This is a genomic window from Parablautia muri (assembly GCF_009917485.1).
Lineage (GTDB): Bacteria > Bacillota > Clostridia > Lachnospirales > Lachnospiraceae > Suilimivivens > Suilimivivens muri.
The window spans coordinates 79,292-100,019 of record NZ_QZDT01000009.1 but is presented as its reverse complement, the minus strand read 5'-3'; the positions used below and the strand labels follow the sequence as shown (position 1 = coordinate 100,019).

At 42.7% G+C, this 20,728-nt stretch carries 22 protein-coding genes and 1 pseudogene; 21 read left to right on the top strand and 2 right to left on the bottom strand.

Translation table 11 applies throughout. The features are described 5' to 3' along the window. The first annotated feature begins 1 nt into the window (after position 1). The 17 genes and pseudogenes from D5281_RS08165 (at position 2) to D5281_RS08090 (ending at position 15,787) form a co-directional block, all read left to right on the top strand. Positions 2 to 892: a hypothetical protein gene (locus D5281_RS08165; protein WP_160559673.1), complete on the top strand. Its 891-nt coding sequence runs from the start codon at positions 2 to 4 to the stop codon at positions 890 to 892. Further along, positions 864 to 1,565 carry a hypothetical protein gene (locus D5281_RS08160; RefSeq protein WP_160559672.1) on the top strand — a complete coding sequence of 234 codons (702 nt, stop codon included), beginning with the start codon at positions 864 to 866 and terminating at the stop codon, positions 1,563 to 1,565. Before D5281_RS08165 ends, D5281_RS08160 begins: the two co-directional genes overlap by 29 nt. Positions 1,566 to 1,653: 88 nt before the next feature. Further along, positions 1,654 to 1,917 (top strand): helix-turn-helix domain-containing protein, encoded by a 264-nt coding sequence (locus D5281_RS08155; protein ID WP_160559671.1) that lies wholly within the window; start codon positions 1,654 to 1,656, stop codon positions 1,915 to 1,917. Positions 1,918 to 2,210: 293 nt separating this feature from the next. Continuing rightward, on the top strand, positions 2,211 to 3,545 hold the full coding sequence (glnA, locus tag D5281_RS08150; RefSeq protein WP_160559670.1) for a type I glutamate--ammonia ligase: 1,335 nt from the start codon (positions 2,211 to 2,213) through the stop codon (positions 3,543 to 3,545). Positions 3,546 to 3,582: 37 nt separating this feature from the next. Beyond that, positions 3,583 to 4,131 carry an ANTAR domain-containing response regulator gene (locus D5281_RS08145; RefSeq protein ID WP_160559669.1) on the top strand — a complete coding sequence of 183 codons (549 nt, stop codon included), beginning with the start codon at positions 3,583 to 3,585 and terminating at the stop codon, positions 4,129 to 4,131. A 169-nt stretch (positions 4,132 to 4,300) separates the two neighbouring features. Continuing rightward, positions 4,301 to 5,332 carry a zinc-dependent alcohol dehydrogenase family protein gene (locus tag D5281_RS08140; RefSeq protein WP_160559668.1) on the top strand — a complete coding sequence of 344 codons (1,032 nt, stop codon included), beginning with the start codon at positions 4,301 to 4,303 and terminating at the stop codon, positions 5,330 to 5,332. Positions 5,333 to 5,379: 47 nt separating this feature from the next. Beyond that, on the top strand, positions 5,380 to 7,791 hold the full coding sequence (locus D5281_RS08135) for a glycoside hydrolase family 3 protein (protein WP_160559667.1): 2,412 nt from the start codon (positions 5,380 to 5,382) through the stop codon (positions 7,789 to 7,791). A gap of 235 nt (positions 7,792 to 8,026) precedes the next feature. Further along, positions 8,027 to 8,272 (top strand): DUF3791 domain-containing protein, encoded by a 246-nt coding sequence (locus tag D5281_RS08130; protein WP_160559666.1) that lies wholly within the window; start codon positions 8,027 to 8,029, stop codon positions 8,270 to 8,272. Between the two features lie 69 nt (positions 8,273 to 8,341). Beyond that, positions 8,342 to 8,714: pseudogene (locus tag D5281_RS08125) on the top strand (DUF3990 domain-containing protein). Further along, on the top strand, positions 8,711 to 8,947 hold the full coding sequence (locus tag D5281_RS08120; protein WP_160559665.1) for a DUF3791 domain-containing protein: 237 nt from the start codon (positions 8,711 to 8,713) through the stop codon (positions 8,945 to 8,947). Before D5281_RS08125 ends, D5281_RS08120 begins: the two are co-directional and overlap by 4 nt. Before the next feature lie 95 nt (positions 8,948 to 9,042). Then, complete coding sequence (locus D5281_RS08115; RefSeq protein ID WP_160559664.1) at positions 9,043 to 9,711, top strand: response regulator transcription factor; 669 nt, start codon at positions 9,043 to 9,045, stop codon at positions 9,709 to 9,711. Continuing rightward, positions 9,708 to 10,679, top strand: coding sequence for a sensor histidine kinase (locus D5281_RS08110; protein ID WP_160559663.1), 972 nt, complete (start codon positions 9,708 to 9,710; stop codon positions 10,677 to 10,679). Before D5281_RS08115 ends, D5281_RS08110 begins: the two co-directional genes overlap by 4 nt. Positions 10,680 to 11,123: 444 nt before the next feature. Then, positions 11,124 to 11,519 carry a hypothetical protein gene (locus D5281_RS25525; RefSeq protein WP_277935241.1) on the top strand — a complete coding sequence of 132 codons (396 nt, stop codon included), beginning with the start codon at positions 11,124 to 11,126 and terminating at the stop codon, positions 11,517 to 11,519. A 1-nt stretch (position 11,520) separates the two neighbouring features. Then, positions 11,521 to 11,790 carry a hypothetical protein gene (locus D5281_RS25520; RefSeq protein ID WP_277935240.1) on the top strand — a complete coding sequence of 90 codons (270 nt, stop codon included), beginning with the start codon at positions 11,521 to 11,523 and terminating at the stop codon, positions 11,788 to 11,790. Between the two features lie 373 nt (positions 11,791 to 12,163). Continuing rightward, on the top strand, positions 12,164 to 12,928 hold the full coding sequence (locus tag D5281_RS08100) for an ABC transporter ATP-binding protein (protein WP_160559662.1): 765 nt from the start codon (positions 12,164 to 12,166) through the stop codon (positions 12,926 to 12,928). Next, complete coding sequence (locus D5281_RS08095; RefSeq protein WP_160559661.1) at positions 12,919 to 14,859, top strand: FtsX-like permease family protein; 1,941 nt, start codon at positions 12,919 to 12,921, stop codon at positions 14,857 to 14,859. Before D5281_RS08100 ends, D5281_RS08095 begins: the two co-directional genes overlap by 10 nt. Before the next feature lie 46 nt (positions 14,860 to 14,905). Further along, on the top strand, positions 14,906 to 15,787 hold the full coding sequence (locus D5281_RS08090; RefSeq protein WP_330584886.1) for an SPL family radical SAM protein: 882 nt from the start codon (positions 14,906 to 14,908) through the stop codon (positions 15,785 to 15,787). Positions 15,788 to 15,889: 102 nt separating this feature from the next. On the opposite strand, the gene D5281_RS08085 is transcribed toward D5281_RS08090, so the two are convergent. Next, positions 15,890 to 16,063 carry a hypothetical protein gene (locus tag D5281_RS08085; RefSeq protein WP_160559660.1) on the bottom strand — a complete coding sequence of 58 codons (174 nt, stop codon included), beginning with the start codon at positions 16,061 to 16,063 and terminating at the stop codon, positions 15,890 to 15,892. 234 nt (positions 16,064 to 16,297) lie between these two features. Between D5281_RS08085 and D5281_RS08080 the strand changes: the two genes are divergently transcribed. Beyond that, positions 16,298 to 17,131, top strand: coding sequence for an alpha/beta hydrolase (locus D5281_RS08080; RefSeq protein ID WP_160559659.1), 834 nt, complete (start codon positions 16,298 to 16,300; stop codon positions 17,129 to 17,131). 195 nt (positions 17,132 to 17,326) lie between these two features. Here the strand turns inward: D5281_RS08080 and upp are convergent, their stop codons facing one another. Next, positions 17,327 to 17,956 (bottom strand): uracil phosphoribosyltransferase, encoded by a 630-nt coding sequence (gene upp, locus D5281_RS08075; RefSeq protein WP_160559705.1) that lies wholly within the window; start codon positions 17,954 to 17,956, stop codon positions 17,327 to 17,329. 387 nt (positions 17,957 to 18,343) lie between these two features. On the opposite strand from upp, the gene D5281_RS08070 reads away from it, so the two are divergent. The 3 genes from D5281_RS08070 to D5281_RS08060 all read left to right on the top strand — a co-directional run bounded on the left by D5281_RS08070 (position 18,344) and on the right by D5281_RS08060 (position 20,722). Further along, positions 18,344 to 19,726, top strand: a complete 1,383-nt coding sequence (locus D5281_RS08070) for a uracil-xanthine permease family protein (protein WP_160559658.1) — start codon at positions 18,344 to 18,346, stop codon at positions 19,724 to 19,726. A gap of 193 nt (positions 19,727 to 19,919) precedes the next feature. Then, positions 19,920 to 20,198: a flagellar biosynthesis anti-sigma factor FlgM gene (locus D5281_RS08065; protein WP_160559657.1), complete on the top strand. Its 279-nt coding sequence runs from the start codon at positions 19,920 to 19,922 to the stop codon at positions 20,196 to 20,198. A 5-nt stretch (positions 20,199 to 20,203) separates the two neighbouring features. Continuing rightward, on the top strand, positions 20,204 to 20,722 hold the full coding sequence (locus tag D5281_RS08060; RefSeq protein WP_330584884.1) for a flagellar protein FlgN: 519 nt from the start codon (positions 20,204 to 20,206) through the stop codon (positions 20,720 to 20,722). The last annotated feature ends 6 nt before the right edge of the window (positions 20,723 to 20,728 follow it).

Genomic DNA, 20,728 nt, shown 5'->3' with positions numbered 1-20,728 from the left:
TATGAAAGATATGAAAACAAATGAGGGCTTTTTTGAATATTTTGCTTATGAAAAGGGAGAAAGAAATGCAAAACAGGAAAGGTGTCTGGAAGATGTATTTCAGGCAATTCGGGTGTATTTCCAAAGCGGAATCGAAAATTTTTGTCTCCAGGAGCTGGTGAAGAGTGAAATTAGTATCAATGAAAGCTATGCGGCCTTGTTGAAAGTTTTCTCAAAAGTTTGCGAAAATAGTGAAGAATCGTCAATTGTGATTATAGAAACACTTAATGACGTAGTATATTTGTCTCAGCTCAAACGGGTGTTGTCGGAATATTATAAAGAAAGAAAGCGGAGAGAGGAAAAAGAACAATTTAAAAGGGCACAGCAAAAATATCAGGAACTCTACAAAATTACGGATATAGCATCAAAGGGAAGTGTAGAATTAAAAGTTGTTGTTGAAACGGTACCGATAAAACAAAGAAGATTGAAAAATATAATCAATGCAAATGCAACTTTATTTACTATGAGAGAACAAAAGAAGGAAATGTTTCTTTCTCTGACTCCAACGGGAAAGCGATTTCATAATGTAGTAAAACTGCCAGATGCAATAGAAATGCAAGAGTGCCAGAAAATGATTTACAAAGAATGCAGCGATGTTCTAAAAAACATTACGTATTATATTGAAAGTGAAAAAATAGAGTCTAGAATTCCTCAATGGTCCGGATTAACAATGCAACAGAATAAGGCTCTTGAACAGAGATACAATATGGTACTAAAAAGCATTAATGCTTGTAAGAGTAAATCACGTACTACTTTTAACATTGGGTTAAAAGATAATTTTGATAGTTATAATAAAATTTTAGAAGCGAATTATGGAGATGGAAATGGAAAGAAACGGATTATTAGCAAATAATAAGATTAGCGAAAGAGAATTGGAAATAGTAAAAACTTTTGAAAAAAATTTTTGGGAAATTTTGCGAATGTCTGATTATAAGGCTAACCAGTATGTTAAGGATGAACAGCTCATTATTGATAATAATGAAATAGGCAACCTTGCGACAGATATGCTGGATAATATTGTCATAGTATCTCTAAACGCGGACTTAGAAGGTTTCCTGGAAAAATTAGAGGAAGAACCATATTTTAAAGATAATAATTTGTTCATCCAATGGATAAGAGTATGCAAGGAAGAAAGAGAGTATGCCTCTGAAGATATAAAGTTTTTTAAGAATATAGAATGGGATACATTAAGAACGACAATTAAGCATTGTTTTGAATATTATGTCCTGACTACGAATCCTTATGAAAAAGAATTTGAAGGTGTTTCGAAAGAGCAGTTAGAGATAATTGCGAAAGTTGCATTTACGTTAATCGAAATGATAGTTGTATATAATTATAGTTATGATGCATCAAAAAAAAGAAGCTGGCAAATGTTTGTATGGGAAGAAAAAGTTTTTGAAGTATATTGGGAATTAATTGAAAAGAATAGAGATAAGCTTTGGAAGAATGCAGTGATGCAGAGAATATTAAATTTGGATAAAAAAGTAAATGCAATTTCAAATAAAATCATAAAATTTGACGAATAGGAAAAGTTTGGAAGTAAACTTCCAAGCTCTTTATCGGTGGCAGTACCACAAGCTATGCCTGCTGTACTGCAGGGAGTATAAGAACGGAATGAATGATAAAAATGAAAGAGAGCAACACGTTGTAATTGAAGCTATCCAGAAGGATGTGCGAAAAAAAACTGTTGAAAGGTTACTATCAATACGAAAGAGTCTTAATATGACACAAACCGATGTTGCAGAGATAACGGGTTTGAGTTGTTCAAACATCTGCAGATTGGAAAAGGGGAAATGCAATTTTTCTCTGGATATGCTGGTTTTAATTGCAAATGCAATGGATTGTGATATTGATATTCAATTTATCAAAAGAAAATAAATAATGTCACTATGCATTCGTTTGCTGGCTGCCGTGTGAAAGTAACGTTTGCTGTGAAGGTTTAGTGGGTATTGACAAAAGTACAAAAGGCCTGCTATCATAATACGGAACAAAGGCGTTCTTATAGCAGTGGAGTGAGCCGCTGCTATACGGACGTCTTTTATCGTTAATAAGCTGACTTGCGAAGCATGACAGCGTTTGATACCTTACAGTGTGCGCTTAGCGGCGCTGCAAGATTGATGCCCCGCCTTGTGCAGTGGAGGCATTGACTGAAAGAAAGGAATGGATAAGTTATGAGGAAGAATTTTTCAAAGGAAGATATTATGGCGCTGGTAAGTGATGAGGACGTGGAGTTTATCAGACTGCAGTTTACGGATATGTTCGGTTGTCTTAAAAACGTGGCGATTACAGCCAGCCAGCTTGAAAAGGCGTTAGATAATAAGTGCATGTTTGACGGATCCTCCATAGAAGGCTTTGCCCGAATCGAGGAATCGGATATGTATTTATACCCGGATTTAAGCACATTAGAAATTTTCCCATGGAGACCCCAGCAGGGCAAGGTAGCCAGATTGATTTGTGATGTATACCGTCCGAATGGAGAGCCATTTGAGGGAGACCCAAGGTATATTTTAAAATGCGCCGTAAAAGAGGCGGAGCGTATGGGATATAAGTTTGAGGTGGGGCCGGAATGCGAGTTTTTCCTGTTCCATACGGATGAAAACGGTATGCCTACAACGCTGACCCATGAGAAGGCAGGATACTTTGATTTAGGGCCTTTGGATTTAGGAGAAAATGCAAGAAGGGATATGGTGCTGACCCTGGAAGATATGGGGTTTGTGGTTGAAGCCTCCCACCATGAGGTAGCCCCTGCCCAGCATGAGATTGATTTTAAATATGACGAAGCATTGGCAACCGCTGACAATATTATGACCTTTAAGCTGGCGGTCAAGACCATTGCCAAGCGGCACGGACTGCATGCCACCTTTATGCCCAAGCCTAAATATGGTGTAAACGGCTCCGGTATGCACATCAATATGTCCCTGTCAAAGGATGGGAAAAATATCTTTGACGATCCATCTGACGAACTTGGCTTAAGCAAAGAAGCTTACTATTTTATCGGCGGCATTATGAAGCACATGAAGGGAATGACGGCCATTACAAATCCCCTTGTAAATTCATACAAAAGACTGGTGCCCGGTTATGAAGCGCCGGTTTATATTGCATGGAGCGCCACAAATAGAAGCCCGCTGATCCGTATTCCGGCTGTAAGGGGCGAGGGTACAAGGATTGAGCTGCGCTGCCCGGATCCTGCCGCCAATCCTTATCTGGCATTGGCCGTGTGTCTGCGGGCCGGACTGGATGGCATTGCCAATAAAGTTACCCCGCCGGCAAGCGTAGACCGCAATATCTTTACAATGTCAAAGGAGGAAAAGAAAAAGCTTGGCATTGAGGCCATACCGGGCACATTGATAGAGGCAGTTTACGCTCTTGAGGAAGATGAATTTGTCCAGGAGACTTTAGGCAGGCATGTGTCGGAAAAATATATTGAGGCAAAGAAGGCGGAATGGGCGGACTACCGCGCACAGGTTACGGATTGGGAAATCAATCAATACCTGAACCAATTCTAAGACAACAGGCGGGTTTGAAAAGCAAGGAGGTGTACACATGACCAGTGTGATTGTAGCCCTCCCTAAGATAGAGGATGCTAAAAATATGAAAAATGTTCTGGTCAGAAACGGCATTTCGGTGGTCGGAGCATGTACAACAGGGGCACAGGTGCTTGCGCTTGCTGACAGTTTAAACGATGGTATCGTTATTTGCGGGTACAAAATGGCGGATATGATGTATACCCAGCTGCAGGAATATCTCCCGTCTAGCTTTGAAATACTTTTGCTGGCCTCAAAGCAGGTAATCGGCGCAGGCATGGTGGAAAGCGATGTTATGTGCCTGGCCATGCCGGTTAAAATACATGAACTGATTCATATGGCTGATAGGATGATACAGGCCATAGAATTAAAGCGGCGCAGACGGAAGGCAAAGCCCAGAGAGAGAAACGCAAAGGAGGCGGACCTGATCAAAGAGGCAAAGGAAGTTTTGATGAAGTGCAATCATATGACAGAGGAAGAAGCCCACAGATACATACAAAAGTGCAGTATGGACAGCGGCACCAATATGGTAGAGACAGCGCAGATGGTGCTACAGATGATGAAGTGATTCCCCCAGCCGCAGACGATTTGGAATGGGTAGATTTCGCAACAGCAAAGCCACGGGCTGAACGGTTAAATTTGATATTGAAAGAACCCTTATGTTGCTTGAAGATAGGACTTTGGTATGGTATGATTTTAAAAGATAATACAGCATACAAAGTCTGAAAGGAGACAATATGAAAGGTTCATTTTTTTTAGGGGCGGATGCAAGTCCTAAGTTTGAAGTTCGGGATATGAACATAGGCGAGCTGGGGGACGAGGACGTTTTGGTGCGCAGCAAAACGTGCGGCATTTGCGGAACGGATGTACATATTTACCGTGGGGAGCCGGGGTCGGCGGATGCGGTGCCGCCGGTGGTGTTAGGACACGAGTTCGCCGGCGTTGTGGAGAAGGTTGGCCCTAAGGTGACCAAAGTTAAAGTGGGCGACCATGTGACCTTAGACCCCAATATATATTGTGGCAAATGTATGCCCTGCCGTATGGGACATAAGCAGAACTGCGAGCATCTTTTTGCCCTGGGCGTTAACACCAACGGAGGATTTGCGGAGTATGCGGTGTGTCCGCAGTCCCAATGTTTTCAGGTAAATAAAGATATTGACTTTGATGTGGCGGCAATGGCAGAGCCTCTTGCCTGTGTGATTCACGGTATAGATTTGGCCCAAATTAAGCCGGGACAGAATGTATGTGTAATCGGCGGAGGCACTATCGGGCTTTTGATGGTTCAGATGGCCAGAATCTGTGGCGCAGGATGTGTTATTTTGAGCGAGCCTGTGGAGGGAAGGCGTAGAATTGGGTTGGAGGTAGGTGCTGATGCGGCAATCGATCCCATTCATGAAGATTTGCAGGGAAGAATAAAAGAAGTACTTGGGGAAGGCATTGTAGATGTAGTGATTGAATGTGCAGGTAATCCGATTACGGCAAAACAGGCCCTTGCAGTAGCAGGGCTAGGGGCAACTATTTTGTTTTTCAGTGTGCCCGGCGTGGATTCTACCGTGCAGCTGCCTTTATTTGACGTATTTAAAAAGGAGCTGAAAATAGTAGGTTCCATCATTAACCCGGATACGCACCAGAGAGCGGTGAATTTGATCAATGCCGGAAGGCTGGAAATCAAAAAACTGATTACCCACAGCTACGATTTGGAACATTTAGAGGATGGCATCAAAATGCAGATGAGCAGCGAGTCCATCAAGGTGGTAGTCCATCCCTGATTGTTGTAAACAATTTTAGAATTTTTATAAGAGAAGGGAGAATTCAAATGGAAAAATGGGTAAGGAGCCGTTTTCAGCCGGGAGTTGGACTGGGCGAAAACGGGGCAAGAGTAACGGCGTCAAAAGAGCACATTGACCTGTCCAAAAGAGCGGCTAAGGAAGGTATGGTTCTGTTAAAGAACGAACAGGGGGTTTTACCTTTAGCCAGAGGCAGCAGAGTGGCCCTTTTTGGCAAAGGCGCTTTTGATTATGTGAAAGGCGGGGGCGGCAGCGGAGACGTGACCGTTTCTTACATTCGGAATTTTTATGAGGGCCTTTCCCTGCAGAAGGATTTGGTGGAGATTTTTGATAAGACGGCGGATTTCTACAATAAAGAAGTGGAAAAGCAGTACGCTGAGGGGATGGAGCCCGGCCTTACGGTAGAGCCGCAGCTGAGCGATGAGCTTGTAGCACAGGCTGCCCGGTTTACGGACACGGCTATTATTTCTATCAGCCGTTTCTCAGGAGAGGGATGGGACAGAAAAGCATATAAGGGCCAGAAGCTGGACATTTCCGGGGAAGGCGAGGACATGGTTCAAAAATCCGAAAAGGTTTTTGAGGACGGAGACTTTTACCTGACAGGGGCTGAAAAAGCTATGGTGGAAAAGGTAAAAGGCGCATTTTCCAAGGTAATCGTAGTGATGAATGTGGGGGGCATGGTAGATACGGAATGGTTCCACGAAGAAGACAAGATTCAGTCTGTCCTGATGGCCTGGCAGGGCGGCATAGAAGGGGGCCTGGCAGCGGCCGAGCTGATTGTGGGTAAAGGAAACCCCTCCGGTAAGCTTTCGGACACCTTTGCCAAGGAGCTTTCAGACTACCCTTCAACGGAAACCTTTCACGAATCCCAGGATTATGTGGATTATATAGAAGATATTTATGTAGGATACCGCTATTTTGAAACAATACCGGGTAAAAAGGAAAGGGTAAATTATCCCTTTGGTTTTGGCTTATCCTACACGAGCTTTGCTCTTTCAAAGCCTGTGGTGAGGCTGGATGGAGGATGCATTACGGCCCAGACCACAGTCTGTAATACAGGCAAGAAAGAGGGCAGGGAAGTGGTACAGGTTTATTACAGTGCGCCGCAGGGCAAGCTGGGCAAACCGGCCAGAGTATTAGCAGGCTACCAGAAGACAAGACTGCTTAAACCAGGGGAGAGCCAGAGTATTTTCATTTCCTTTCAGGTAAATGACATGGCAAGCTATGATGACCTTGGAAAAGTGGCTAAGTCAGCCTGGGTGTTAGAAAAAGGCCAGTACCATTTTTATGTAGGAACTTCTGTGAGAGATACCGAGAAAGCAGATTATGTGTATGATTTGGACAAAGATACGGTTACAAGACAGCTTTCGGAAAAAATGGCGCCTACTTCTTTAAAGAAGCGTATGCTTGCGGACGGCAGTTTTGAGGAACTTCCTATTATAACGCCTAATGATCCGGATGACAGCATTTTTGAAAAGCATAAAGAGGGTTCCGCAACCTATATTGTGCCTGCAGAAAAGGCAAGAGAGCCTTATTTCAGGAGAGAAGAGGATGAAAAATTTCAGCTATTGGATGTCTTCAAAGGGAAGATGACCTTAGACGCCTTTGTAAAAGCCCTTCCGGATAAAGAGCTGGCGGAGCTTTTAGGAGGCCAGCCGAACTTAGGCGTGGCAAACACCTTTGGGTTTGGCAATCTGGGCGAATACGGCGTTCCCAATATTATGACGGCGGACGGCCCTGCAGGACTCCGTATTCTTGCCGATTGCGGCGTCTGCACAACTGCATGGCCCTGCGCCACCCTTCTCGCCTGCACTTGGGACAGCCAGGTGACAGAGCAGATTGGTATTGCGGCCGGGAAGGAAGTAAAGGAAAACAACATAGCCGTTTGGCTTGCGCCTGCTATTAACATTCACAGGAGTCCCCTGTGCGGCAGAAATTTTGAGTATTATTCAGAGGATCCCTTCCTTACGGCAAAACAGGCGGCAGCTTTAGTTAAGGGAGTTCAGTCCAACAGGATTGGTACCAGCGTGAAGCACTTTGCGCTGAACAATAAGGAGACCAACCGGAAGGATTCCGATTCAAGGGCTTCTGAGCGCGCAATCCGTGAAATATATATCAAAGCCTTTGAGATGATTGTGAAAGAGGCGCAGCCATGGACCATTATGTCCTCCTACAACATTATCAACGGCCACAGGGCAAGCGAAAACAAAGACCTGCTTACCGGAATCCTCCGGGATGAATGGGGCTTTGAGGGTATGGTTACTACAGACTGGTGGACCTATGGAGAACATTATAAGGAAGTGAAGGCCGGCAATGATGTGAAAATGGCCTGCGGATACCCTGATAAGCTGCTTGAAGCCAAAGAAAAGGGCGTTCTTTCAAGAGAGGAAATGGAAATCTGTGGAAAGAGGATTCTGGAATTGATTCTGAAAGTAGATTAAGGGAAATAGATGTGGTTTTTAAGTATGAGACCGGCAGAGTTTGATTCTGCCGGTTTTATTACGATAAGCTGTATCGCGATGTATGGCGGTGCTTGTCCATAAGTTATAGTTGGAATTTTATATATGGTTTGATACAATGAAGTTGCACAAAATGAACTTATGATTCCTAGGTTTCCATTTTTATGATATTGATATGAGGTGTTAACTATATTTTCTTACTTAGCAAGGAGGAGACATGGCTAATCTAGAACAACAGCCAATTTGTAATGTGGATGAACTTCCTTTTGCCATTTTCTGCATCGAAAATGTGGCAATTCATCTTGGGGTAAGTGCAGAAAAGGTATATGATGCATTAACTGAAAAAAGTGATATTTTGAACCATTATATTATACCTTGCTATGACGCGCTGCATTCGCAGAGCAAAGCATACATTGTGGATGATATTATTTCATATATGAAGGAAAAAGAGGTTAAAATTTAAAGCTTTTTTTAAACTATTTTATTGGTGCGGTATTGTAAGCACGGCTTGCAGCATGCAGGGGGTATAAATATGATTTTATATCATGGTTCTGACTTAGAGATTCTAAAGCCGGATGTAATTCATTCACGAAAAAATCTTGATTTTGGCTGCGGTTTTTATACAACGCCATTATATGAACAGGCTCAAAAATGGTGCGAGAAGTTTACTGGATTTTATTACAAAATGCAGGATGGGAGAAGACACCTTAGAATATGATGTGGTAATTGGCGGTATAGCAAATGATAAAGTTTTTAATACCTGTGAATTATATTTTAAAGGTTATATAGATAAAGATGCGGCTTTGGACAGACTGCGGTTTGAAAAACCTAATTGTCAGATTGGTTTCAAAAAGCAGGATATAATAAATCAATATTTACGTTTTGAGAGGAGCGAAAAACTATGAATGCCGACCCGCAAATTTTACAGATGAAGTATACAGATGTTGTGAAGAATTTTGCAGAGCGGATGCGTCTTACTTTGGATGAGGCTCTGAAATTTTTTTATCATTCGGAAGTTTACCAGCTTATGAAGGATGGCATTTCCGACATGCACTGTATGAGTGTGGCTTATTTGGTGGAGGATTTAAAAACGGAGTATCAGGAAAAGCTGCAAACGATTGGGAGCATGGAAGATTAGCGTCTGCGTGTTGATTCAACTGCCTATGTGTGAAAGCAGTGCAGATTTGTGCTTGCGCCCAAATTGCGGGTTGCTGGCAAGAATGGGGGACTAAAATGAAAATCATGCTTGTGGAGGATGATGAAGGGTTAGCGGGAGAAATCAGCTCCTTTTTGACAAAATGGGGATATGACACAGATATTGCAAAAAGGTATGATGATATCCTGCAAGATTTTGCGGAATGTAAGCCGCATTTGGTACTTATGGATATTAACCTTCCATACTATGACGGCTTTTACTGGTGCAGACAAATCAGGCAGATTTCTGCGGTGCCGATTCTCTATATCAGTAGCCGCAATGATGATAAAGATAAGATTATGGCAATGGCTCAGGGCGGAGACGATTATGTGGAAAAGCCTTTCCGGCTGGATTTGCTGCGGGCGAAAATAGAAGCAATGTTAAGAAGAACTTATGAGTATAAGGTAAAGGAGCAGCTTTTAATAAAACCAGGTCTTTGTTTTGAACCGGTTTCTCATATTTTAGTTTATGAAGGAAAGGAAGTAGAACTGACCAGATCGGAGAGAAGGATATTGGCCAGATTGACAGAGTGTAGACCGGATGTGGTAACCAGAGAAGATTTGATGATGGAACTTTGGAACACGGATGAGTATGTTTCAGATGGGACGCTCACAACCGTAATCAGCAGACTGCGGGCAAAGGTGAAAGCAGCCTGTGGTGAGGACATAGTAGGAACGAAGAAAGGGCAGGGATATTTTATAGTATGAGTCATCTTAGAAGATGCCGGAAATATTATTTCTTTTGCCTGGCGATATTTTCCTTTTCCAACTTGTATTTTCTGCTTCTGATGCAGGAGAAACAGACAGAGTATCTGCTGTATTTCGACCTTCTTTTCGTAGTTGCCTTTTTGATTTTTGCGGGGAGTGATTTTATGCATTACAGGAAAGAAAGGATGCGGAAAGAATGGCTTTTACAGCAGGATGATGTGATTTGTGATATACTTCCGACTTTAGAGGTCTTTGAAAACAGGGACATTGCAGAGCATGATGTGGGGATACTGCTGGAAAGAATACAGGAGCAATTTCAGGAAAGCTGCGAGCTGCAGGATTATGTGGCAAAGTGGTGCCACGAATTTAAAATTCCTCTTTCCACCTGCCTTTTGATGGAGGAGAAGATTGAGGACGGGAAGTTAAGAAGGGATATGAGGGAGCCGCTAGAGAGGATGAACCAGCAGATTAATTCTATGATGCTGGGCTGTAAGCTGCAAAGTCCTTTGTTTGATTTGCAGGTAAAGAAAACTCTCTTGCCGGAATGCGTGAAAACATCTGTGAGAAATAATCAGTTTTTCCTGATCCGAAAAAAATTTGCATTAACCGTGCAGGTGGAGGATTTATATGTTTACACAGACCCTGCATGGCTTGTCTATATTTTAGACCAGCTCATTAACAATGCCCTTAAATATTCCGGCAAGGAACCAGAACTTCACATTTGGGCCGAGAGACAGGGAGAAAAAACCGTACTTTTTGTGGAGGATAATGGAGAAGGCATCAAAGACAGCGATTTAAAAAGAATTTTTGAAAAAGGGTTTACGGGAAATAACTACCATAATGGAAAATACAAGTCAACAGGAATGGGACTTTATATGGTGTCTAAAATCGCGGAGAAACTGGAGCATGAAATAAGCGTGGAAAGTGAATACGGCGTTTATACCAGATTTACGATAGCGATTTCTTGAAATTGACTTAATAGGCTATCCGGAAAAGTGTAGTTCATGCGTAATCCTGACCCATGAAAAGGAATCCTATGTTATCGTGAATGAAATATTTATAAGTGAGTTGTATAAAAATAAATTTCATTATGCTATACTTTATTCAAAGCAAATGATTTCTTTAAGCGAAAGCTTATATAACAGCAATGCTGTGTCTTAGAATAATCTATTCTTAATCAATAATCTGATATGTGAAGTGGGGCAGTGTTTGCTCAACAAGCTGACCCGCGAAGCGTAGCAGTGTTTGATATTCTCGAAATCCTGCTTTTAAAAATCCAACAATTTAAATAGAGCAGGAAATATGTAAGAATGATGGAAGGGATGCAAGGGTATTTTTGAGCTGTATTTTAGCTATTGATATATCTTCTTGGTTTTACTAAATGACATTTTCCTGCGGAAGGAGGAAAATGTATGGTAAAAAATGTAGTTACAAAATTGGAGAAATTAAATCTGGTAGACAGGTTTTTATTTGATGAGACAATGGAGGATAAGGAGGCTTATCAGGCAGCAGTTAGTATTTTGTTAGAAAGTGAGATTTACTTAATCGATAATCCGGAAACAGAAAAAGAGATACAGGTATCGCCAGAGCTACGGCAAATCAGGCTGGATGTAGTAAGCATGGATAAAAAAAGAATACTCTACTACACTGAAATGCAGAAAGTAGATACTGGTAATTTGAAAAAAAGAAGCCGTTATTATCAGGCGCAGCTTGATGTGTCATTGCTGGAACCGGGGAGTAAGGATTTTAATATGATTAATGACAGTTGTTTTATTCTGATAGCGCCTTTTGACTTATTTAGGGGATGAAATGGCAGACAGAACAAAAAGCAGCAGGATAAGGCTTATTCACAATCGGGTAAAGAAAATAAGAAAGTCGGAAAAGATGGGAGTGAAATATATGCAGTTTTGGGAAGAAAAGGCGTATGCCAGGGATGAAGGACATGCAGCGGGGATGGAAGAAGGAATTATAAAAGGGGAGAATAAGAAGCTGATTCAGATTGTGTGCAGGATGCTGCGAAAAAATAATACCCCGGAGGAAATTGCCACTGACCTTGAGGAAAATATCGATATATATTAAAAAAACTATCAGGTTGCAGAAGAATGTGCTTATGATTTTGATAAAGTATACGCAGTTTTAGCCGAGGGATTAATTTTCAGGTGCGCTGCATGGAGATTGCTTTTAAACTTGCGGAAGATATCATGCTTTCTAACAAAAATTGTAAGCTTTAGGGCCGCTTTGTAATGGGTTTGTAAGGATTTTTTATACTGGTTATTTTATAATGGCAGCATCGGAACAAACGCTGTCACGCTCTGCGAGTCGGCATTATAATAAATACGGAAGGTATGGACAGGGTTTGCTCCGATGTAGAAGATTAAAAAAATGGGCGATAACCAATCATAAGTTTAGTGCTGTCTCATTTATGGGTTGTCGCAGCATGGAGGATGCCAATATGAATAACAAAGTAGTAGAAGTGAAAAATCTGGTAAAAAATTACGGTGCAAAGGATTTCCAGACGAAGGCGTTAAAGGGAATTGAGCTGACCATTTATCAAAATGATTTTATTGCAATTATGGGGCCGTCAGGCTCAGGAAAAACCACGCTTTTAAACATCCTTTCCACCATTGACAAGCCGTCCCTGGGGGCGGTCATTTTGGACAACATGGATATCACCAGAATATCCAACAGGGAATTGTCAAAGCTGCGGAGGGATAAGATAGGCTTTATTTTCCAGGACTATAATCTGCTTGACACTATGACGCTGCAGGATAATATTGCATTGCCCTTATCTCTTAGCGGTGTTTCGCCTAAAGCGTGTATCAAAAGGACGCAGGAGCTTAGCGGCATGTTTGGCCTTACGGAGCATTTGAAAAAATATCCTTATCAGCTTTCCGGGGGACAGAAGCAAAGAGGGGCGGCCTGCCGCGCGCTTATTACCAACCCGGAAATCATATTTGCAGACGAGCCCACCGGGGCGCTGGACTCTAAGTCCGGCAGAGAGCTTTTGGAATGCTTAAAAAAGATAAATGAGGAAGGGCGAGCTACCATTCTTATGGTGACCCATGACCCCTTTTGCGCTTCTTATGCGAAGGATGTTTATATATTAAGCGATGGTATGATCAAATGCAGGGTAAGTAAAGGAGGAGAGCGAAAAGAATTTTACGACAGAATTATGGATGTGCAGACTTCCATGGGAGGTGATTTTTTATGCGAATGACGAAATTGGCACTTCTGAATTTTAAAAACAGCTTTGGAAATTATCTGTCCCTGGTGGTTTCAATGGCCTTTACCATACTGATTTTCTTTCATTTTCAAAACATTGTTTATTCTGACAGCCTGGCGGTCCTGGGAGACAAAAATAAAAATTACACGGATATTGTCGTACATGTAACTTCCTTTGTGCTGGTGTGTTTCATGTTTTTCTTCATCTGGTACGCAACAAATGTATTTTTGACAAAACGGAAGAAGGAAATAGGAACCTATGTGTTTATGGGATTGTCCAATCAAAAAATCGGTAAGCTGTATGCCATTGAGACAGCCTTGATAGGCGCATCCGCACTGGTATTTGGAATACTTTCCGGAATGCTCACTGCAGGACTGTTCCAGATGATTTTACTGGCTCTTTCGGATATTGCGGTGGAAATCGATTTTCATTTTGGCTTGCGGCCGGTTTTGATCACAACAGGAATGTATCTGACGGTGTATCTGGTTTTTGTCCTGAAAGGCTATGTGAATATTGTAAGAAGCAGCGTGCTGAGCATGCTTTCGGGGGCAAAGCAAAACGAATACGTGAAACAAAAAACAAGGGTTCTTTTTTTGAAAGCAATCGCAGGAACGGGCGTTTTGGGAACAGGATTTTATCTGGCGGTCAGGGAAAGCGATGATGGCTTTAATGTGTTTGGAAATCTTTTTTTGGCGGTGGTTTTAGTAGTCATAGGAGTTTACCTGCTTTTTGGCGGCCTGATTCCTTTTATCTTCCAGGGGCTTGCAGGGAATAAGCGGTTCCTTTATGGAAAAGGACGGTGCCTTTGGATTAACAGTGTAGTGTTTCGGTTGAAAAAGAATTACCGTACCTATGCCATGGTGTGTATTTTGACCTTGTGCTCTGTCACTGCGCTTGCAACAGGCTTTTCCATGAAACAAAGATATGACAATATCAGAATTTTTGAGAGCGTGTATACTTTTCAGGTACTAAGCCACCAGCGGGGGTTAGATGAAAAGATAAGAGGAATCATTGAGGAAGATACGAAAATCGCATATAGCTCGGAAATACCGATTATAGCCCTTAGAGGGGATACGGTTGTGGCAAACGAAAACTATGGCACATATGCGCTGGCCGCATATTCGGATTTGAAAAAGCTGGCTGGGGATGTAGGGCTTGCATTTACCCTGAAGGAGCCCCAAAGTGGCCAGGTGGTCAGAGCTTCTCACCTGTCTCTATTTACATTGATTACGGACCGTTCCCACATCAGTGTGACAATAGGCGGCAAGGCTTATCAGCAGATTGAGGAGACAAACATTCCTTATATGGGGTACTTACAGGATAAGATTAGCTTCTATGTTGTAAAGGATGAGGAATTTGAAGAACTGGCGTCCATTGGGGAGAAAGTGTACACTTATAATTACAGGATTGAAGATCTGAGCGCTTTTGGGGCGGTGAAGGAATCCCTGCGGGAGCTTATGGCGGATAGCGGCGATGCTTTTATTGGCACAGTTTCCATGGATCCATCTAAGGATACGATGGAATGGATCAAAATATCGTATTCTCTTTGCATCTTTATGTTCATGGTCTTTATTCTTGCAAGCGGGAGCATTATGTTTATGAAGCTGTACAATGATTCCTTCGAGGAACAGGAGCGTTATCTGGTTTTAAGAAAAATGGGAATGAGCGATAAAGTGCTGCAAAAATCTATTGCAAATGAGCTGGGGGTGGCTTATGCTCTGCCCTTTGTGGTCATGGGAATTTCTTCTTACTTCTCTGTCCATGCTCTGGAGCTTATGATGCAGGCGGACTTGCGTATTATCAACGTAGTGAGTGTGCTTGCGGTACTTGCGATATTCCTGCTGTGCTATTTTTTGTCTGTTTCGGTTTATCGGAAAAATGTGGGAGTGTGGGAGGACCGCAGACTGAACTGTTATCATAAATAGACCTACAACTTTCAAATCCGCGCCAGGGAAGATGGAGGAATAAACGGTGCATTTTGTAGACGCAAAGGGAATTTTATCACCTCAAAATGGCATGAATCTGTACCGGGGCTGCACCCACGGCTGTATTTACTGTGACAGCCGCAGCAAGTGCTACCAGATGAAGCATGATTTTGAGGATATAGAAGTAAAGCGCAATGGGCCGCAGCTGCTTGAAAAGGCCCTGCGGGCGAAACAAAAAAGATCTGCAAAGGGCTGCATGATTAGTACAGGAGCCATGTGCGATCCTTATATGCATTGCGAGGAACAGCTGCAGCTTACAAGAAGCTGCCTGGAAATAATAGACCGGTACGGGTTCGGCCTAGCCATACTGACCAAGTCTGACAGGATTTTGCGGGATTTAGAGCTTTTAAAAAGTATCAACCAAAAGGCAAAATGTGTAGTGCAGATGACCCTTACCACTTATGACGAAAAGCTGTGCCGGATATTGGAACCAAATGTCTGTACCACAAAAAGACGTTTTGAGGTGTTACAGATTATGCGGGAAATCGGAATCCCTACCGTTGTATGGATGAGTCCTCTTTTACCCTTCATCAATGACACAAGGGAAAATGTGGAGGGGATTTTGGATTACTGCGTGAAGGCGGGCGTTTACGGTATTGTCTGCTTTGGCATTGGGGTGACGCTTCGGGAAGGGGACAGGGAGTATTTTTATGAGGCTTTGCACAAAAATTTTCCGGGGTTAAGAGAGAAATATCATCAAAAATACGGCTATGCCTATGAGGTTGTAAGCGACCGCAACAGAGAACTTATGAAACTGTTTTATGATGTATGCAAAAAGTATAATATGGTAAGTAATATGGAAGAAGTGTTTGCTTACCTAAAGCGGTTCCCTGAGGATGAGGCATATGAACAAATGAGTCTGTTTTAAGTGTGCGAAAGTGCTTATTGTAATAAAAATGGTCATGTATTTATAAAGAAACATGACCATTTTTTTATTTTCATTATTTTGTTGTCCGTACAATCCGGTTACTTACTCATGGAAGAGCTTGTAAAGAGAATAAGCATTGGTTGAACCATTCAGTAAGAGTAATCCGCAAATAATGTTTATCTGGTTTTCCTTGTATGCTTTCAGGAACTTTTCGGTGAATGATTCTTTCCTGCCTGTGGTAGGGTAGGTGTCTTTATGCAATGCAACTGTTGACATAATTCGGATCTCCTTTCTGTTTGAAATGTTTGCTTACCATTGGCATTATACAGGTATAAGAGGAATAAAACCAGTAATGTAATTGACTTCTTTTAAGGCAATATTAATATGGTCTCTACCATAAATCATCCATTTGTGATATGATAAACATAACGAAACAGTATAACAGGAAGGAAAACTTTCCTGTTATTCTGTCTGCAAAACTTAGTCCAAGCTTTAGAATGGAGGAAAAATATGGCACTGATACAAGTTAATTTTATGTCAAAATCATTGATGCGAACGGTTCCAATGCAGGTAATTTTGCCGGTGGATAAGCTCACTTTCCCAGGAATGCCAAAGAAGAAAGAGAGCAAGTTTAAGACCTTATATCTGCTGCACGGCGTATTTGGAAATTATACGGACTGGCTCTCAGGCACTTGCATCCAGCGCTGGGCGGAGAAAAAAGATCTGGCGGTGGTGATGCCCTCCGGCGACAATATGTTCTATGTAGACCAGAGCGGTGTAAATAATATGTATGGAGAATTTGTTGGAAAGGAATTGGTAGAAATAACCAGGAAGATGTTCCCGCTTTCCGACAAAAGAGAAGATACCTGCATCGGCGGCTTGTCTATGGGAGGTTACGGTGCAATCCGCAATGGATTAAAGTACCATGAAACATTTGGACATATAGCGGCGCTCTCCTCGGCGCTTATCATTGACGGAATTGAAAACAGAACCAATGACACCCCTGCTTTTATAGAAAGCAGGGCGTATGCGGAAGGTGTTTTTGGAGATCTGGCCAAGGCGAAGGACAGCGACAAAGACCCTAAGTGGCTTGCCGCAAAATTAGTAGAAAAGAAGGTGGAGATTCCACGTATCTTTATGGCCTGCGGGCTGGAAGATACCCTCCTTGGCCCAAACAGAGACTTTAAGGAATATCTGGAGGGCTTGGGGATCAAGGTGGATTATGAGGAAGGACCTGGCGCCCATGAATGGGATTTCTGGAACCGGTATATCAAGAAAGTGGTGGACTGGCTGCCTTTAGAAAATAATGCGGCGGGTATCAATAGTGGGAATGTGGGAATATGAATGTGCTCAGATTCATCTATAAGGGAATAACCCCTTCGCAGCAGCTGATTTCACTGGCAGCTTGATACAACGAATATTTTCTTTCGTGAGCAATTTGGAGATTGATACTGAATATGGAACAGGGACGGCAACGCCGTCCCTGTATTTTTAAACCTGATAAATTAACGCACACGCAAAGTCTGGCAGCGGATGATGTTATCTTGTCCCAAAAATCCTGTCGCCTGCATCGCCAAGGCCTGGACAAATGTAAGCGTGCTCATTTAAGCATCTGTCAAGGTGCCCCACATAAATCTGAATGTCAGGGTGGGCCTCCCGCAGCCTCTTAAGGCCCTCCGGAGCAGCGATGATACACATAAACTTAATATGCCTTCCGCCGTGCTGCTTGATAAAGTTTACTGCTTCGGCGCCCGAACCGCCGGTAGCCAGCATAGGGTCTACCACCACAATGGTTCTTAAGTCAATGGGTTCAGGAAGCTTGCAGTAATATTCATGAGGTTCATGGGTCTTGGGGTCCCTGTATAAACCAATGTGTCCCACCTTGGCGGAAGGAACAAGGGCAAGGATGCCGTTTACCATGCCAAGCCCGGCCCGGAGGATAGGAACAATGGCCATTTTCTTCCCGGAAATAAAAGGCGTCATGCAGGTTTCAATTGGAGTTTTAACCTCCACATCCTCTAAAGGAAGATCGCGCAGGGCTTCATAGCCCATCAACATGGCAATTTCTTCGATTAAGTTGCGAAATTCGTTTGTGCCGGTTTTCTCGTCGCGAAGACGGGATATTTTGTGCTGAATCAACGGGTGGTCCAGTATAAATACGTTATCCATGTTTTTCAAATGTTCCATAGCAATCCTCCTGTGAATTTGGCTTGTTAACTTGTGTATTATGTAAAATTTTAGTGCAACTTGAACGGTTCGTCAACTCATTGTGTGCATTTATCTTCTTTATTTTAATAACAATTCGGTTTTCGGCCAGCCGATTCCCTTTTTTACAAAGTTTTCCTTGTAATATGTAAGAATACCCCTTATACTTTACAGGATACCAAAATTTCATCAATTTGCTTAGAAAATGGGTGATACGTGGGCGGGGCAGTGTTTGACAGTATTGTTTCCCGTAGAGCATAAGACCTTTCGTGGAATATATGGTCAGATACTCAGCCTAATTATGGGTTTTGCGATTGCCTGTTGGGAATGAACAGTGAGGAGGGAATCATTATGCCTAAGCAGCAGGAAGCGATTCGCGATGCAAGGGCTCTTGGGATACCCAAGATGCTTATCCTTGGATTGCAGCACATGTTCGCCATGTTTGGCGCAACAATTTTAGTACCAATTTTGGTAAATGTTTATTTTGAGGGAGAAGGACTTTCAATTCAGGTAACCTTAATCTGTGCGGGACTGGGAACTTTGTTTTTCCATCTTTGTTCCAAGCGAAAGGTACCTGCATTTTTAGGTTCTTCTTTCGCATTTTTAGGAGGATTCCAGACAGTAGCACAGCTGAATACAGGCATTTTTGCAGGTATGAGTATGGGAGAAAAGCTGCCTTATGCCTGCGGCGGTATTGTGATAGCAGGCCTTTTGTATCTGGCGCTTGCGCTGGTCATCAAATTGATTGGTGTAAAAAAAGTAATGCGGTTTCTCCCGCCGGTGGTAACAGGCCCGATTATCATTTGTATCGGACTGAGCCTTGCACCTTCCGCAGTTTCCAATGCTTCTACCAACTGGCTGCTTGCCATAATTGCGCTCGGAACCATCATTATCTTTAATATTTGGGGAAAAGGCATGTTTAAGATTATTCCTATTCTTATGGGCGTGCTTATCTCCTATGCAGCGGCGCTTATCTTTCATGCAGTTGGGTTTACAAATCCTGATGGCAGCGCCGTTTTAAATTTTGCAGGGGTTAATTCCGCCGGCTGGATAGGACTGCCTCCTTTTCAGATTTGCAAATTTGATATAACGGCTATTTTGGTGATGGCGCCCATTGCGTTGGCAACCATGATGGAACATATCGGCGATATGTCGGCGATTTCCGCAACAGTCGGCGAGAATTTTATTGAGGAACCGGGGCTTCACAGGACTTTAGTGGGAGATGGCCTTGCAACCGCTTTATCCGCACTTTTAGGAGGTCCTGCCAACACTACCTATGGGGAAAATACGGGCGTGCTTGAGCTGAGTAAGGTTTATGACCCCAAGGTGATCCGCCTTGCCGCAATTTACGCGGTGGTATTGAGCTTCATCCCCAAGATGGCGGAAATTATCGGCTCTATTCCCTCTGCAATCATCGGAGGGGTAAGCTTTATGCTTTACGGTATGATTTCCGCAATCGGTGTCAGAAATATCGTAGAAAATAAAGTGGATTTCACAAAGTCAAGAAATTTGATTATAGCAGCGGTGATATTGGTAAGCGGCCTGGGCTTTAGCAGTGGCCTGACCTTTACCATAGGGGAAACTGCTATTACTCTGACCGGCCTTGCAATCGCAGCGCTGGCAGGAATTATCCTGAATGCAATCCTGCCTGGCAATGACTATGTATTTGGTGAAAATCCCCAGGGGGACAGAACCCGGGGTGTGGCAATCCGTCCTGACGTAAAAGAAAAATAAGCTTTTAAAGACACAAAAGGTAAACCGGGATAACAAAATTTTCCCAACCCTCTAAAGTCTTTTTAAAATTATCCGATACAAATAGTGTAAAACAAATTAAATTTTATGAGATTGATGTATGGAAAATCCGTGCAGCGCGTTGAACTGGCATATTTGTCCAGGGTGCTGCAAATCCATGGAAGGAGGAATACGGATGCGTATAGAAGCATATACACAGGTTCAGCAGTTGTATAATACGAAGAAGGTTTCAAAGGCTCAGTCCAAAAGCGGCGCAGGACGCTCTGCTGACGAACTGCAGATTTCCGACTTTGGCCGGGACATCCAGATTGCAAAGCAGGCCGTGGCAGCCAGTCAGGATGTGAGGGAAGATGTGACAGCCTCCATTAAGTCACAGATCCAGGTCGGCACATATGATGTGGGCATAGAGAGCTTTGCAGATAAATTAATGAAAAGATATGAAGAAATGAGGTAATCCAAGTGGCAAGTTTAATGGAAAACTTGATTGAAGCTTTAGAACTGGAAAGCCAGGAATACGAAAACTTGCTGGGATTATCAATGAAAAAAACGCCGGCTGTTATAGCCGGTGAACTTGAAGAATTAGCCAAAATCACGGATGAAGAACAAATCGTTGTCGGTAGGATTAACCGTCTGGAATCAAAAAGACAAGAGGTTTTTGCTGATATCGCCAATGTAATGAACAAGGATGTTGAAACATTGCTCCTTACGGATCTGATTGAAATGCTTAAGACAAGACCCGAGGAGCAGCAGAAACTGGCTAGGGTGCATGACAGATTACGCACTGCTGTTTATGAAGTAAAAAAAGTAAACGGCCAGAACGCAATTTTAATACAAAACGCGTTGGAAATGGTGGAATTTGACATGAACATGCTGCAGTCCATAAACACAGCGCCGGAAACGGCCAATTATAATAAGGGAGCTTACAACACGGGAACCCATATAGGAATGGACGGGAGCGGCTTCGATGCAAAACAATAATCCTTG

Coding starts and splice junctions, on each gene's coding strand:
- D5281_RS08165 (WP_160559673.1), top strand. CDS start 2: ATGAAAGATATGAAAACAAATGAGGGCTTTTTTGAATATTTTGCTTAT.
- D5281_RS08160 (WP_160559672.1), top strand. CDS start 864: ATGGAAAGAAACGGATTATTAGCAAATAATAAGATTAGCGAAAGAGAA.
- D5281_RS08155 (WP_160559671.1), top strand. CDS start 1,654: ATGAATGATAAAAATGAAAGAGAGCAACACGTTGTAATTGAAGCTATC.
- glnA (WP_160559670.1), top strand. CDS start 2,211: ATGAGGAAGAATTTTTCAAAGGAAGATATTATGGCGCTGGTAAGTGAT.
- D5281_RS08145 (WP_160559669.1), top strand. CDS start 3,583: ATGACCAGTGTGATTGTAGCCCTCCCTAAGATAGAGGATGCTAAAAAT.
- D5281_RS08140 (WP_160559668.1), top strand. CDS start 4,301: ATGAAAGGTTCATTTTTTTTAGGGGCGGATGCAAGTCCTAAGTTTGAA.
- D5281_RS08135 (WP_160559667.1), top strand. CDS start 5,380: ATGGAAAAATGGGTAAGGAGCCGTTTTCAGCCGGGAGTTGGACTGGGC.
- D5281_RS08130 (WP_160559666.1), top strand. CDS start 8,027: ATGGCTAATCTAGAACAACAGCCAATTTGTAATGTGGATGAACTTCCT.
- D5281_RS08120 (WP_160559665.1), top strand. CDS start 8,711: ATGAATGCCGACCCGCAAATTTTACAGATGAAGTATACAGATGTTGTG.
- D5281_RS08115 (WP_160559664.1), top strand. CDS start 9,043: ATGAAAATCATGCTTGTGGAGGATGATGAAGGGTTAGCGGGAGAAATC.
- D5281_RS08110 (WP_160559663.1), top strand. CDS start 9,708: ATGAGTCATCTTAGAAGATGCCGGAAATATTATTTCTTTTGCCTGGCG.
- D5281_RS25525 (WP_277935241.1), top strand. CDS start 11,124: ATGGTAAAAAATGTAGTTACAAAATTGGAGAAATTAAATCTGGTAGAC.
- D5281_RS25520 (WP_277935240.1), top strand. CDS start 11,521: ATGGCAGACAGAACAAAAAGCAGCAGGATAAGGCTTATTCACAATCGG.
- D5281_RS08100 (WP_160559662.1), top strand. CDS start 12,164: ATGAATAACAAAGTAGTAGAAGTGAAAAATCTGGTAAAAAATTACGGT.
- D5281_RS08095 (WP_160559661.1), top strand. CDS start 12,919: ATGCGAATGACGAAATTGGCACTTCTGAATTTTAAAAACAGCTTTGGA.
- D5281_RS08085 (WP_160559660.1), bottom strand. CDS start 16,063: ATGTCAACAGTTGCATTGCATAAAGACACCTACCCTACCACAGGCAGG.
- D5281_RS08080 (WP_160559659.1), top strand. CDS start 16,298: ATGGCACTGATACAAGTTAATTTTATGTCAAAATCATTGATGCGAACG.
- upp (WP_160559705.1), bottom strand. CDS start 17,956: ATGGATAACGTATTTATACTGGACCACCCGTTGATTCAGCACAAAATA.
- D5281_RS08070 (WP_160559658.1), top strand. CDS start 18,344: ATGCCTAAGCAGCAGGAAGCGATTCGCGATGCAAGGGCTCTTGGGATA.
- D5281_RS08065 (WP_160559657.1), top strand. CDS start 19,920: ATGCGTATAGAAGCATATACACAGGTTCAGCAGTTGTATAATACGAAG.